Genomic DNA, 13,143 nt, shown 5'->3' with positions numbered 1-13,143 from the left:
ATTAAATAATTGTAATTATGAGAGTAAAAAATCTTTGTTGGAGCGTGCTTACCTTTATGGTTGTAGCACTTATGGGAATGAGTTTTGCATCGTGCGGCAGCGATGACGACGATGATGTAAAGAAAGAAGAGGTCTCTGCTATCGTAGGAACATGGCAGGGCACGAAGAACAAAATGGCTGAGACTCTGATTTTCAATTCTGATGGTACTTGCTCAGAGGAGAGCGTGCTCGAAGTTGGTTCTTATCAGTTGAAAAATCGTCAGACAGGTACTTACATCGAGAAGGATGATAAAATTATCATAACCTTCGATAAGTTCGAAGAGTGGGACCCTACAAAGGGTAAATGGTATGATGTAGAAAAGGATAAGAAAACTGTCGAGATGAAGTATTCGAAAACTGACAACAAAATCACAGATTCAGACAGTGTAACTTATACGAAAAAGTAAATAGATTGTTTTTTGATAGGCATGGAGCGCATCAGGTTTTACCGACTTTTGATGCGCTCTTTTTTTGTTGAAATGGGGATTTGTATTCATGCTCTTTTATGGCGGTGAGAGTTTCAAACTCCCGTTTCTTGATGCTGTCGAATTATTGCTTCCTTTCGGTAGCAAGCGACTACTGGTCGAGTGCGGAAATTCGGCAGAACATGAATGGTGTTTATGGCACGCGCTCCTTTGTCCACTCTACAAATTCCCGCGTATAGCAAGGTTCAGTAGACTGAAATATACCTTTTTCATACGCTTTCTTATGCAGAAATGGAAGCTGCTTATACAATTTTCGTCTTTCTTTATTTATCTTACGTAAAGACATATAATCATAAGTAGAATCAAGAATCATTACCACCTCAATATTATTACAGTCTTCCGACAACATAAGGTCAGCACGTTCACACCCCACATAGCCAAAAGATAGTTTGTAGACAGGTAACGATGTCTCAAAATTAAAACACCCATCGACTCCAGTAACACCAACATCTATGCTGTCATTTATCAATATAGATACGCCAATAAGTGCTTCCAAGTCATATTCGTCAACAACAATACCTTTTATTATTCTGTTTTGTGAATATGCAGAATTACAATATGATAATATCATAAAGATAAATAGGAAACGTACCGCACTAAGTCGAATTCTCGAATTCTGTAACATAGAAAATAGAAATTTATAATATTTTGTTTTCATACCCATAAAAAATTAGCGGTGGGAGTTGCAAACTCCCGATTTTTTTCTCAGCCGAATTTGGAAATTCGGCGGAACTGTGGGACTGTTTTTTCTCAGCCGAATTCTTGCTTTCCTTCGGTTGCAAGCGACTACTGGTTGAGCGCGGAAATTCGGCTGATTTGGACACGCTATTTCTTCTTTTTATAGATTCTGTCTCTCCAATGCAATTCATCGCCTTTCACATAGACGTATTCGTGATAGAGAAAATATCTTACAAAGAAGTAGTCGTCTAACGTTGGAATTTTGACGTCTATTCGGTTTTTACCTTGTTCTATTGCAAAATCTTCAGAAGACAATTCTGACGAACTTAATATGATTCTTCCGTATGTAACGACAAATCCGTGTGCTATCAAATTTCTTGTTGGCATTATATCAAAGGCAAAGTCATCGCATTTGGGAATCGTAACTGATTTCTCGTAATTATTGTTTTTGAATTCTTTAAAATGTGGACCTGTATATACGCCTATTTCCAAATCCCCCAAATTGTACGGAATGATAAAATTTATCTTTATTGAGTCATCGCTTCTGTCTTCATGGCTTTGTTCTATAGACCATGTGTCATACAAGTCGTCAGTAACTGAGTTTATTTCCAGCAGATACTTGTTTATTTTTGTTACAGAACACTTTGCAATAGTGTCCAATTCCCACCAAGGGGGAAAATGGCTCGTTTTATGGCTCTTGAACAGAAGCGTATCACCAGAAATGATTATTTCTCCGTAGTCTCCGCTGTATCTTCCATCAAGTTTCTGCGCAAACAAAAAGTTGCATGCGCTACACAAAATGACAAGAACTATGCATTCTCTTATTAGTAGACGTTTATGATGTTTTTTCATAATTTAAAAATCAGTTTTTGTTTGATGATATTCAAATGCTATTGGAATGATGCAACAAAGACAACAACCAATATCCATTTTGTTGCAAATGTAGTTATTTTTATCCCAGAAAACAAAATAATTTGCAACTTTTCTTGTGGGCTTGCATGGATTAGAATGTGGGGGATTTTTCGTCAACTGTACGATGTCGGGATTCTAAACTTTTAGACTACTCATGACCTACTCTGGCTATACCTTGCGTATATCTTCCCTATATCTTCCCTATATCTTCCCTATATCTTCAATATACCTTCCATATACCTTGAATGTTCCTTCCTTCTTTCTACTTTCTTTCTACTTTCTTCCTACCTTCTTCCTACTTTCTTCCTACCTTCTTCCTACCCACTATTTTGTATTTACCAAAGGGATATTTAGCGTTGTAATTGTTCGTTATGAATCATCAATGAGCCAAGAACTTTCAATTTTCAATTTTCAACTCTCAATTTTCCATTGTGAATTGTCTTCTGAATTCTTCCCAATATCTTAACTCTCTTGTGGCTTGACAGTGCTGCCGGATTGCTGCCGTCCTTTCCCTCGGGCACTTCCAAGCCCCTTTTGGCATAATATTCTGTCCAGTAGGGCAGGATTGTGCCGTTGGCATCGTGGAACGACATAGGGATTGGCTCGAAGATGAGTCCTCCCTTGCCATCGACAAACGATTTCTGAACCAGTTCGGAGCAGTAGAACTCATCGTCGGTATTGCTGAACAAACGGTCGTATTTCAGTCCGATGCGGCTCTTGGCGTTGGCTATCGATGTGCTGATGTCAACGTTGCCTTTTATCCTGCCGTGCAGCAGTAGAGGCGTGCCGTCGTCAGCCTTTGGAGCGCGAGAAATGAACGTGTCTATCGGACACATCCACACCCCCTTGTCGCCCGTAGCCTCGATGATGAATGTTGCGCCGCGCTCAATGCACACAATGGCAACATGGTTTATGTCGTTAGAGCCGCGTCCTTTGGTAGATGCCACAATGGAGCGCGAGAAACTGCTTGCCGTCTTCATGTTGGCGCAGCAGAACAGAAGGTCGCCGTTGCGCAGTTTTGCCGTATTCTGCGCCATAGCCGCGGCAATAGAGCCAAGCAGACCGAGAAACAGTCCGCATCGTTTTATGTTAAATGCCAATTTCACGGTTGTAGTAGTTATAGTCTCTTATAATCGTTTTCAGAAAAGCGTTAGGCCACATTGTGGTGTTTTCAACGTTGTATTTCTTCTTTATTGTCTGTGCCAATGTGGTTATGTTGCTTATGTAGTTTGAGTCGAACTTGTGCAACGTGTTGTTGATGAACGAAATCTGTCCCCAAGTCATATTCTTTGCAAACTCGAACGTAGGCGTATAGTCGCCCTCGGTAAAACTCATCTCCTTTACCACCATGTTGTACTTGGCAAAATCCTCTTCTGAAATAACGATGCAGCCGCCTGCCATGTCGCCTATTCTCTGGTGGCTCTTGTTGGTAAACATGAAGATGAGTCCGATAAGGAAGAAATACGCATCGACAAAGAAGAGCAGAAAGCGCACTATCGCCGCGCTTGTTGTAAGGGCGTTGCCGTCAGCCATTATAACGCGAATCTTCATGAAACTCTTGCCCAAGGTCTGTCCGTTCCAGAAAACCTCGGCAATGAGTGGGTAGAGGAACGGCAGCAGGTTGAGGAATATGACGCTATACGTTACATAGTCGTTGGTTATGCTTGACAAGATTGCTGTTACACCCATCAGTGTGGAAGATGCGAATGATACTATGATGCAGTCGATGATGCGTGCGAAAATTCTCTGCGCAACGCTTGCCGGGACAAGTCTCAGGCGTATGAACTGACTGTTTGTTATTACGTTTTTACTATACATCTGATAGCCTTTTTAGATAAATTGTTGCAAAAATAGTTAAAAATATCAATCTTTTTAATTTAATCTGTTGTTTTTTGCTAACTTTGCAATAACAAATCGTAAATGAAAGAAGTTCAATTTATTCGGAAAAACAAGGAGAAGTGGCTCATAGCCGAAAAAATCTTAAAGAAAGAGATTAAGTCTCCTGATACTATTGTCGAGGCATACGAAGGACTCTCGGCCGATTTGGCATTCGTTCTTACGCACTATCCAAATTCGGACCTTGCCGACTATCTTAACTGTCTTACGCTGCGGCTTCACAACCGTATTTACGGCAAGCGCAAGCACAAACTCTCGTCGCTTGTCAGATTCTTCAGTCATGACGTGCCGCTTGAGATGTACCGCAACCGCAAGTTCATGCTCATATCCATAGTAATATTTGTCATATCCACAGCCGTGGGTGTGCTGTCGCAGTATAACCTTGCCGACGAGACTACGATTTTGGGTAAGGATTATGTTGAGATGTCGCTCAAAAATATAGAGAAGGGCGCGCCTATGGCTGTCTATGGTTCGGGCGGAGCATACGAGAGCTTCTGGTTAATTGCGCTAAACAACATCAAGGTTGCCATCTTGGCGTTTGTCAGCGGCGTGCTTACTTGTTTCTACACCGGATTCATAATGGTAAAGAACGGCGTCATGCTCGGGGCGTTCATCACGCTCTTTTCGCAGCACGGCGAACTGGTTAACTGCCTGAAGGCGGTATGGCTTCACGGAGTGGTAGAGATTTCGAGCATCATAATATCGGGTGGAGCAGGACTGGCCCTTGGCTCTGGCTGGCTCTTTCCGGGCTCTTATCCGCGCATCACGTCGTTCGTAATGGGCGCGCGCAGCAGCGTTAAGATTGTGGTTGCGCTCGTTCCGTTCTTCTTCTTCGCATCGTTTATCGAGAGTTACATAACACGGTTGTCCGACAAGGATATGGCTCTGCCAGTAAACCTTGCCATCATCTTCGGAACTATGGCTCTCATCTTACTTTATTTTGTATATCTACCTGTAAAAGTACATAATGCAGAAATTCATACTGATAACTGAACGCGACTTTACCGACAAGTTCAACGAGTTTAACAACGTGCTCCGCCTTAACTTCAGAAACATAGTGAAGGTGGGCAAGTGGCTTTTGTGGATGCCGGTATTGCTGGGCATCTATCTCTATTATGTTGTAGACAGGGAGCAGGAAGCCAACATTTTCGACAGTTTTTATTTAATCGATGCCGATGATGGCGCAATTGTCTTTGTCTTTGCCATTCTGCTGTGCTTCTGCTCGTGCGTGGCGTCGTCGGTAATGTTGGTTGTGCTGAAGCCTTTCTTCGATGGCGAGAAGAGTGCCGACGAGATTGACATACGCAATGCCGACTGGCGCTTGTTGGCTCGTGTTCTGCCACAAACGCTCGTACCCATTGTGTTTTGGTGTGCGTTTGCTGCCATCTTGCTGAATATCAGGGAAGTTTGGGTTGGAGTTTTGCTGATGTTCTTGAGCCTTACTCCGCAGTCTACGGTACTGTTGTTCTATAACATTTCGGTATGCGTGGCTTTGTTCGAGGGTGATAAGAAGTATGTTTCGACAGGCCGTGTGTTCAAACTCGTTGTCGAAGAACTTACAGGCTCTGTAGGATTTGTTTTGGCGATATCTATTCTGGGGCTTATGCTGCCGTTCGTGTTCACCATTCCGCTGTATGTTCTGGGCGACCTGAAGATGGTTATGCTGCGCGACATGGGCACAGACTTTATGTTCGAACTAATGTGCTGCCTGACAACCATTCTAAGCGTAATGGCGTTTATGGTCTACTGCCTATTTATTGCCATTGCCGGAGTAATTCAGTATGGCTCGGCGGTAGAGAGGGTAGACAACGTTTCGTTTAACCGAACCCTGAAGAATTTTGATAATCTCTGATTGGTATGAATGAAGGAAAGACTCTCGTTTTTAACGAAAAGATTATAGATGGCTGGACCGAGGAGTACGACTACAACCGCGAACTCGGAAAGACAAAACTGAAGCCGGAGATTAAGGAAAAGGATAACAATCTGACCGAAAAAAGAATAGGAGACTTCTTTACCATTGTGTTATGGATTATCGGCATCTTCCTTCTGGTTGGAATTACCACCTTCTTGGTCTACCACCTGAAGCTGGGCAGCCTGAAGAAGAAACCCGTAGAAATCCCGGAGGAAGACACAATCTACGGCATAGACTTCGAAGCCCTTATTTTGCAGATGGAAAAGGAAGGCAACTATATGCAATGCATACGCCTTAAATACCTGTCGGTGCTCAGAACGCTGCACGACTCGCACCGCATTGCGTGGGAGCCTTACAAAACGCCTACGCAATATGTGTATGAAATGAAGAATGTTGATTTCAAAACGCTTACAAACTTGTTTATGAAAGTAAGGTATGGCGGATATACCGCAACCATACAGATGTACGACGAGGCTAAACGTTTGTCGGACTTGGTGCTGAAAGGAGGTAGAGGATGAACAAAAACACGTTGCAGACCATTGCAAAAGCCCTTCTGCTTGCCTTGGTGCTTGCCTTGATATTTTGGCTTGGCAAGCGTATTCAGCGATTCGACTGGGACGAATATCAGCCGTCGCCAAAGTGTACCGAGCCATTTGGCGTGGCTCTGTACGACAGCATCGTAGGCGAGGCTTTGGGACAGAAAGTCGTTCAGTCATACGGCTTGCCAAAGAAAGTAAAGCATAGCGAAAGTGCTTTTCTGATTGGTAGTACAGCCTATGGATATTGGCTCGAAGATGAGGAGTGGGGCACATATAAAAATCTGGCAAAGAAAGGCGCGGTGGTCGTTATTATTGATGGAGGCGATGATGTTGTTCCTGTAGGAGCCAAGATGCCTCCCAAAGCCGATCCTCATGGAGTTGATATCAGGAGTGTAGACTACCATTCGGTTACAGATTACAAGGATGCAACTGCTGCCGAGGTTCAGACTTACGACCGAACCGTAACGTTCGGCAACGGACAGAAGACGAAGCTTCGCAGTTTTTTGTGTCAGAGCAGTATCAAATATTACGACAATAGTTTCAAGCCGATATGCGTTGCCAGCGACACTCTTACGACGGCATGCCTCAGAGAGTATCCTAACGGAGGAAAGCTTATTGTGACTACGATGCCGCTCGTCTTTACAAACTACAGCGTTATGGACTCCGACGCGCGCAAACTGTCGGAATACATGTCGTCGTTCTTCAAAGGCAGAAAACTGTATCGCCTGCACGAAGAAAAGAACAAAAAAAGCGTGATGGAAGAAGAGGACGGCGACTTTAAGTACATCATGTCGCAGCCGCCGCTTAAATGGGCATTCTACATCATTCTGGGGTTGCTGGTTGTTTACATGGTATTCAACTCGCGCCGCCGCATGAAGGCTATCCCTGTGTATAAGATTGACGAGGACACAACGCTTCAGTTTGCCAAGGTTCTCGGCACGTTCTACTATCATCAGGAATATCATGTTCCGTTCCTGATGAAGAAGTACGACAAACTGAAGTCAACGCTTCAGAGCCGCTACGGCTGGGATGTTGACAAGATGGAGGCCTCTGATTTGATAAACCGACTCTACGTCATTACCGGAATAAGGAAAGACCGCATTGCCAAACTGTTTATTCTCATTCGCGAGTACAGTCAGGATGCGCGGACAATCTCGGCAAAAAAAGACATAATTGAATACATCGAAATAATTAAAGAAATAGAAAAGAATTTAGACTGATAAACAATATGGAAGAAATATTTGAAAGCAGAGTGAACCTTGAGGAGTTTGCTCAGAGATTCGAACATTTGAAGGAGAATATCGGCAACATCATCGTCGGTCAGGAAGAGACGGTAGATATCATGCTCACCGCCATTCTTGCCAACGGACATGTGCTGCTCGAGGGCGTTCCGGGTGTTGCCAAGACGCTGCTAGCGCGTCTCGTTGCACGTCTGGTAGATGCGCAGTTCAAGCGCGTGCAGTTTACGCCCGACCTCATGCCGAGCGATATTCTCGGAACAACGGTGTTTAACATGCAGAAGAGCGAGTTCAGTTTTCATCGCGGACCGGTTTTCAGCGATATTCTGCTTGTCGACGAGATAAACCGTGCGCCTGCCAAGACTCAGGCTGCCCTCTTCGAGGTGATGGAAGAGCGTCAGGTTACAATCGACGGCAACAGCTACGAGATGGGCGATTTCTACACCGTCATCGCAACGCAAAACCCTGTTGAGCAGGAAGGAACGTACAAACTCCCCGAGGCTCAGCTTGACCGCTTCTTGATGAAGATTACCGTTGGATATCCGTCGGTAGACGATGAGGTGCAGATAATGGAACGCCATCAGGCAGGCAATATCTCCGTAAAACTCGAAAACGTTCAGCCTATACTTACCAAAGACGAACTTCTGAAGTTCCGCAAGCTGGTTGATGAAATCTACCTCGACAAATCGCTTCTGCGCTATATTGCCGAGATTATTCAGCAGACACGAGTAAGCAAGTCGGTATTCCTCGGAGCATCGCCTCGTGCATCAATAGCAATTATGCAGAGCTCAAAGGCTTATGCCATGCTTCAGGGACGCGATTTCGTTACGCCTGAGGATATTAAGTTCGTTGCTCCGTACGTTCTTCAGCACCGCATACAGCTCGATGCCGAGGCCGAGATGGAAGGCTTGGGAGTGGTTACGGTTATCAAACGACTTATCGACAAAGTTGAAGTTCCAAAATAGTTTTTGATGTCGCTGTTTTTTACAAAACGATTCTATATTGCGGCGTGGCTGATAGTGCTTCTGTTCGTTGTCGCCTACATCTACAGTCCGCTGTTTGTGCTTGCCAAGATTGTTTTCGGGCTAGCATGGATTATTGTGGGCTTCGACATCTGGCAGATGTACAGGCGCAACGGCGAGATGAGCGGACGGCGCGAGTGTGCCGAACGCTTCAGCAACGGCGACGAGAACCAAGTGTTGATATCGTTCTGCAACCCTTATCCGTTCAGGGTGGGTGTTGAGGTTATCGATGAGGCTCCCGTGCAGTTTCAGTTGCGCAACCTTATGTTAACCTGCCGCCTTGCCGCCGCCGAGGAAAAGACGCTCGGTTACACCGTTGTTCCGAAGAGGCGCGGCGAGTATAAGTTCGACCGCATACGCATCTTCTTCACCTCGCCGCTTGGGCTGGTTATGCGCCGCTTCACTGTGGGCGAGAGTCAGACGGTAAAGGTGTATCCGTCGTACACACGCCTTTCGAACTACGCCTTTCTTGCCATCCGCCGTAATCTTCGCGAATACGGAATAAAGAAAGTAAGGCGCGTGGGCGTTGATACCGAGTTTGAGCAGATTAAAGACTACGTTATCGGCGATGAATACCGCAACATAAACTGGAAGGCGAGTGCCCGAACTGCCCAACTGAAAGTGAACGTATATCAGCAGGAACGCTCGCAAGACATCTACTGCATCATCGACAAAGGCAGAATGATGCAGCAGAGTTTCGACAAGATGTCGCTTCTCGAATATTCCATAAACTCGGCTCTGGCACTCTCTTACGTTGCCGTGAAGAAGGAGGATAAGGCTGGACTCGTAACCTTCTCAGACCAGTTCGACACCTTTCTGCCGCCGGCAAGGGGAATGGTTCAGATGCACCGCATGATGGACAGCCTCTACCGCCAGCAGACAATCTTCTCGGAGAGCGACTATTCGGCTCTTGCCGTGCATTTTCTCTCTAAGGTTACAAAGCGCAGTCTGATAATTCTTTACGCCAACTTCGCCACCGCCCACACCATGAAGCGCGAGTTGCCGTATCTGCGACAGATTGCCGAACGCCACAGACTTGTTGTCGTGATATTTGCCGACAGCAGTCTGCGCACTTTTGCCGACGGCAAGGCGGTAAGCGAAGAGGAATATTTCCAGCGACTGCTTGCCGAACGCTTCATCGACGAGAAGAAGAACCTCATTGCCAAGATGCACCAGATGGGCATCGACACCGTTTACACAACGCCCGACAATCTGTCGGTCGATATGATAAACAAGTACTTGCAGATAAGGCATTTCTGATGCCTTTCTTGCCAAGCAACGAAAAAGTGAACATTTGCATTTAAGTAAATAATGGAGAGATTGATTATGGTTTTAACGCCCTCGGCTCCGTGGATTGAATGGACAATTCAGCCACAGATGGCGGTGGCAGATGAGATAAGTTATAAGATAAAAGGCAGTCCGAAGGAGAACGATGAGGCTCTTACCGAAGACGAACTGCAACTTGTGCAGATGTGCAACTCAATAAATCCGGCGGCACTCTACAACAGTTTCGCCGACAAGAAGAAGTTTCGCCGTCAGACTGATTTTGAGGAGAAGGCAGACGATGCCGCCCGAAAATTCGTACACAACTATGCCGATGCCAAACTGGGAAAGTGCATCGAGACGGCTTTCGCCCTTGGCGTGCCAATGTTCGTAAGACGAAAGCACATCGATGGCATTTATATAGATAAACAGCTAACTCTTAACGACGAACTGAATCCTCTCATCGGCTTTCACAAAGGCGAGGAGACAACGAAGTACGTCCTTCAGTTTGAGTATCCCGACGACGAGCACACCGTATGCACGCCAAGCCAATGCAAGTGGGTGGTGCTAAACGAAGAGCCGGGACTGGTGCTCGAGGACGACACGCGAGTCTTCACCCTTCCCGAAGGTTTCTCGGGCAAGAGAGTGAAGCCTTTTCTTGCAAAGGAAGCCATCATGGTGCCGTCGCGCACCGAGAGGGAATATTTCCGTAAGTTCATCTGGAAAAACGTATCAGATGCCGACCTCGATGTGTCGGGATTCGAACTCGACAACGTGGAGGTTGAGCCAAAATCGTTCATCATACTTAACCGCAGCAAGAAGGGCGACCCAACGCTGAAACTCTGCTTTCAGTACAACAACCACATTGTTTACACGGGCAATGTGCAGAAGCGTTTCGTGTCGTTCAAGGAGCAGGACGAGAGTTTCAGATTCCTCTGTATCGACCGTCAGTTCGACAAGGAGCAGGCGGCTACCGATGCCGTTGTGGCACTTGGCTGCACGCCGGCCGAAGGCACATTCTTTCAGCTAGACTACATGCCGCAGCGCAACAAGTGGTGCCAACTCATGGAGTGGTACAGAAACAATCGCGAGGCACTTGCGGCAGCCGGCGTGGCTCTTATTCAGAAGAGAATGTCGCCTCAAGTCTTTCTTGGCGATTTCAAGATTGAGCAGGGCTTCAGCAAACTTAACGACTGGTTCGAACTGCATCTCACCATCAGGCTCGACGACAAACGCACGATAACCATCGGCGACATACGCGAGAATATTCTCGACGATAATCCCGAATATCTGATGCCCGAGGGCGACATCTTCATCATTTCCGACGAACTGATGGCGCAGTATGCCAAGGCGATGCTCGTGGCGCGCCGTGGAAAGCGCGGCGGACTGCTTGTGCACCGCAGCGCGTGGGGGCAGACCGACCTTCAGACCGATGACACCGTCGACGAGATTGCCGATGCGCTCGTTCCGTCTGCCCTGAAAGCCGAACTGCGCTCGTATCAGACCGAGGGCTACCGATGGATGTACCGCCTTCAGCAATACAACTGCGGTGCGTGTCTTGCCGACGATATGGGCTTGGGAAAGACGCTCCAGACAATAACCCTTCTGCTTAACTATATGGAAGGAAAAACGCTCTATTCGGTGGCTTTCGATGGCATGAACGACCTTTTCAGCGCGCCTGCGCCCGATCAGCTTTACAAAACGTCGCTCATCGTTGCTCCGGCATCGCTCGTTTACAACTGGAAGGCTGAGATAAGCCGATTTGCGCCGAGCATCAACGTGCTCGACTATACAGGCCCCGAATATAAGCGAAAGGCAAAGCAACAGACCATGCAGCGTTGGGACGTGGTTATCACAACCTATCACACGCTGCGCAACGATGTCGATTTTCTCGAAACCGTGCCGTTTGGCTACGTTGTGTTCGATGAGTCGCAGAACTTCAAGAACCGCACGTCGCAGCTCTATTACTCCGTAACGCAGTTGCAGAGCGAGCATCGCCTTGCGCTTTCGGGCACTCCGATAGAGAATTCGCTGGGCGATTTGTGGTCGCTCATGGAAGTGCTTAATCCCGGACTCCTTGGCGGATTTACCGACTTCTCGCGCCTCTATATGCAGCCTATAAACGAGCAGATTGAGGAGAAGCGCACCGCCGCGCTGAGGCAGATTGTTGCGCCATACATCTTGCGCCGAACAAAGGAACAGGTGCTTACCGACCTTCCCGAACGCACCGACGAACTTATGGTTTGTCTGATGGATTCGGAGCAGAAAAAAGTGTACGACGAGCAGGTATCTTCTGTCCGGAATCTCATCATAACCACTGGCGAGAGCGCGACGCACAGCACCGCCATTCTTGCCGGACTGATGCGCATACGCCAGATTGCCAACCATCCGCGCTTGCCCGAACTCACTAAGGAAGGCTCAACGCTCAAGCCGGCGGACCTCTCGATAAACGAGTCGGGCAAGTTGAAGGCTGTCTTCTGTCATCTCGAAAATATCGTCAGTTCGGGACACAAAGCTCTTATCTTCAGCGATTTCGTTAATCTTCTCGAAATCGTCTCTGCCGAGTTCGACCGCCGCGGCTGGAAGTTCGTGCAGCTGACAGGCTCTACGCAGAACCGCGAGGATGTTGTGAACCGTTTTCAGAACGATGCCGACTGTCCATTCTTCCTCATCAGTCTAAAGGCTGGCGGCGTGGGACTGAACCTTACCGCCGCCGACTATGTCCTTCTGCTCGACCCTTGGTGGAACACCGCTGCCGAGGAGCAGGCTATCTGCCGCGCCTATCGCATGGGACAGCAGAATCCTGTTTTTGTGTATCGATACGTATCCGAGTCAACTCTCGAGGAGCGAATCCTGCATCTTCAGCGTAACAAACAAACACTTGCTGAGGCTGTTCTTAACAGTCATCTGCTCGATGCCGAATTCACAGACAATTGACAATTGGAACTTAGAGAGAGTTGAAAGTTGAAAAAACAATTTAATTGACAATGGACAGTTGACAATTTATTTTGAAAGTTGAAAATCGCGTCAAGATAGGGTCAAGATAGGGTCAAGTAAGACGCAAGGTAGCGGCAAGTAAGCCGAAAGGTTCGTTCAAGGTTCGTTCAAGGTACGTTCAAGATTCGTTCAAGGTACGGGGAAGTAAGCCGGTAGGTACGG

The 13,143-nt window shown here is 46.8% G+C and carries 12 protein-coding genes; 8 read left to right on the top strand and 4 right to left on the bottom strand.

What is annotated here, in order from left to right; genetic code table 11:
- Positions 1-17 precede the first annotated feature (17 nt).
- Positions 18-446 carry a hypothetical protein gene (locus tag T538_RS0114985; protein ID WP_155993276.1) on the top strand — a complete coding sequence of 143 codons (429 nt, stop codon included), beginning with the start codon at positions 18-20 and terminating at the stop codon, positions 444-446.
- A 211-nt stretch (positions 447-657) separates the two neighbouring features.
- Here T538_RS0114985 and T538_RS0114980 read toward each other — a convergent pair whose 3' ends face one another.
- The 4 genes from T538_RS0114980 to T538_RS0114960 all read right to left on the bottom strand — a co-directional run bounded on the left by T538_RS0114980 (position 658) and on the right by T538_RS0114960 (position 3,932).
- Positions 658-1,182 carry a peptidase associated/transthyretin-like domain-containing protein gene (locus T538_RS0114980; RefSeq protein ID WP_155993274.1) on the bottom strand — a complete coding sequence of 175 codons (525 nt, stop codon included), beginning with the start codon at positions 1,180-1,182 and terminating at the stop codon, positions 658-660.
- Between the two features lie 167 nt (positions 1,183-1,349).
- Positions 1,350-2,054 carry a hypothetical protein gene (locus T538_RS0114975; protein WP_031535198.1) on the bottom strand — a complete coding sequence of 235 codons (705 nt, stop codon included), beginning with the start codon at positions 2,052-2,054 and terminating at the stop codon, positions 1,350-1,352.
- Between the two features lie 464 nt (positions 2,055-2,518).
- The gene (locus tag T538_RS0114965; RefSeq protein WP_051656157.1) at positions 2,519-3,220 is read right to left on the bottom strand and encodes a YiiX/YebB-like N1pC/P60 family cysteine hydrolase; all 702 of its coding nucleotides are present in this window, start codon (positions 3,218-3,220) and stop codon (positions 2,519-2,521) included.
- Positions 3,204-3,932, bottom strand: coding sequence for an RDD family protein (locus tag T538_RS0114960; protein WP_031535203.1), 729 nt, complete (start codon positions 3,930-3,932; stop codon positions 3,204-3,206). The genes T538_RS0114965 and T538_RS0114960 overlap by 17 nt, the downstream gene beginning before the upstream one ends.
- A 102-nt stretch (positions 3,933-4,034) precedes the next feature.
- Here T538_RS0114960 and T538_RS0114955 point away from each other — a divergent pair, with 102 nt between their 5' ends.
- The 7 genes from T538_RS0114955 to T538_RS0114925 are packed head-to-tail and all read left to right on the top strand — an operon-like array spanning position 4,035 to position 12,921.
- Positions 4,035-5,003, top strand: coding sequence for a stage II sporulation protein M (locus T538_RS0114955; RefSeq protein ID WP_031535206.1), 969 nt, complete (start codon positions 4,035-4,037; stop codon positions 5,001-5,003).
- A complete protein-coding gene (locus tag T538_RS0114950; protein ID WP_031535208.1) occupies positions 4,978-5,862 on the top strand; it encodes a hypothetical protein in 885 nt (294 codons plus the stop codon). Before T538_RS0114955 ends, T538_RS0114950 begins: the two co-directional genes overlap by 26 nt.
- 5 nt (positions 5,863-5,867) lie before the next feature.
- Positions 5,868-6,440: a DUF4129 domain-containing protein gene (locus tag T538_RS0114945; protein WP_051656156.1), complete on the top strand. Its 573-nt coding sequence runs from the start codon at positions 5,868-5,870 to the stop codon at positions 6,438-6,440.
- Positions 6,437-7,681: a hypothetical protein gene (locus T538_RS0114940; RefSeq protein WP_031535211.1), complete on the top strand. Its 1,245-nt coding sequence runs from the start codon at positions 6,437-6,439 to the stop codon at positions 7,679-7,681. Before T538_RS0114945 ends, T538_RS0114940 begins: the two co-directional genes overlap by 4 nt.
- Before the next feature lie 8 nt (positions 7,682-7,689).
- A complete protein-coding gene (locus T538_RS0114935) occupies positions 7,690-8,664 on the top strand; it encodes an AAA family ATPase (RefSeq protein WP_031535213.1) in 975 nt (324 codons plus the stop codon).
- A 6-nt stretch (positions 8,665-8,670) separates the two neighbouring features.
- Positions 8,671-9,981, top strand: coding sequence for a DUF58 domain-containing protein (locus tag T538_RS0114930; RefSeq protein ID WP_231497127.1), 1,311 nt, complete (start codon positions 8,671-8,673; stop codon positions 9,979-9,981).
- A gap of 51 nt (positions 9,982-10,032) precedes the next feature.
- Positions 10,033-12,921 carry a DEAD/DEAH box helicase gene (locus T538_RS0114925; RefSeq protein ID WP_031535217.1) on the top strand — a complete coding sequence of 963 codons (2,889 nt, stop codon included), beginning with the start codon at positions 10,033-10,035 and terminating at the stop codon, positions 12,919-12,921.
- Positions 12,922-13,143: the final 222 nt, after the last annotated feature.

The organism is Bacteroides sp. Ga6A2, assembly GCF_000702225.1.
GTDB lineage: Bacteria > Bacteroidota > Bacteroidia > Bacteroidales > Bacteroidaceae > Ga6A1.
The sequence above is the reverse complement of the archived record's forward strand: the minus strand, read 5'-3'. Positions and strand labels throughout refer to the sequence as shown.

Coding starts and splice junctions, on each gene's coding strand:
- T538_RS0114930 (WP_231497127.1), top strand. CDS start 8,671: ATGTCGCTGTTTTTTACAAAACGATTCTATATTGCGGCGTGGCTGATA.
- T538_RS0114975 (WP_031535198.1), bottom strand. CDS start 2,054: ATGAAAAAACATCATAAACGTCTACTAATAAGAGAATGCATAGTTCTT.
- T538_RS0114980 (WP_155993274.1), bottom strand. CDS start 1,182: ATGAAAACAAAATATTATAAATTTCTATTTTCTATGTTACAGAATTCG.
- T538_RS0114955 (WP_031535206.1), top strand. CDS start 4,035: ATGAAAGAAGTTCAATTTATTCGGAAAAACAAGGAGAAGTGGCTCATA.
- T538_RS0114925 (WP_031535217.1), top strand. CDS start 10,033: ATGGAGAGATTGATTATGGTTTTAACGCCCTCGGCTCCGTGGATTGAA.
- T538_RS0114945 (WP_051656156.1), top strand. CDS start 5,868: ATGAATGAAGGAAAGACTCTCGTTTTTAACGAAAAGATTATAGATGGC.
- T538_RS0114940 (WP_031535211.1), top strand. CDS start 6,437: ATGAACAAAAACACGTTGCAGACCATTGCAAAAGCCCTTCTGCTTGCC.
- T538_RS0114935 (WP_031535213.1), top strand. CDS start 7,690: ATGGAAGAAATATTTGAAAGCAGAGTGAACCTTGAGGAGTTTGCTCAG.
- T538_RS0114960 (WP_031535203.1), bottom strand. CDS start 3,932: ATGTATAGTAAAAACGTAATAACAAACAGTCAGTTCATACGCCTGAGA.
- T538_RS0114950 (WP_031535208.1), top strand. CDS start 4,978: ATGCAGAAATTCATACTGATAACTGAACGCGACTTTACCGACAAGTTC.
- T538_RS0114985 (WP_155993276.1), top strand. CDS start 18: ATGAGAGTAAAAAATCTTTGTTGGAGCGTGCTTACCTTTATGGTTGTA.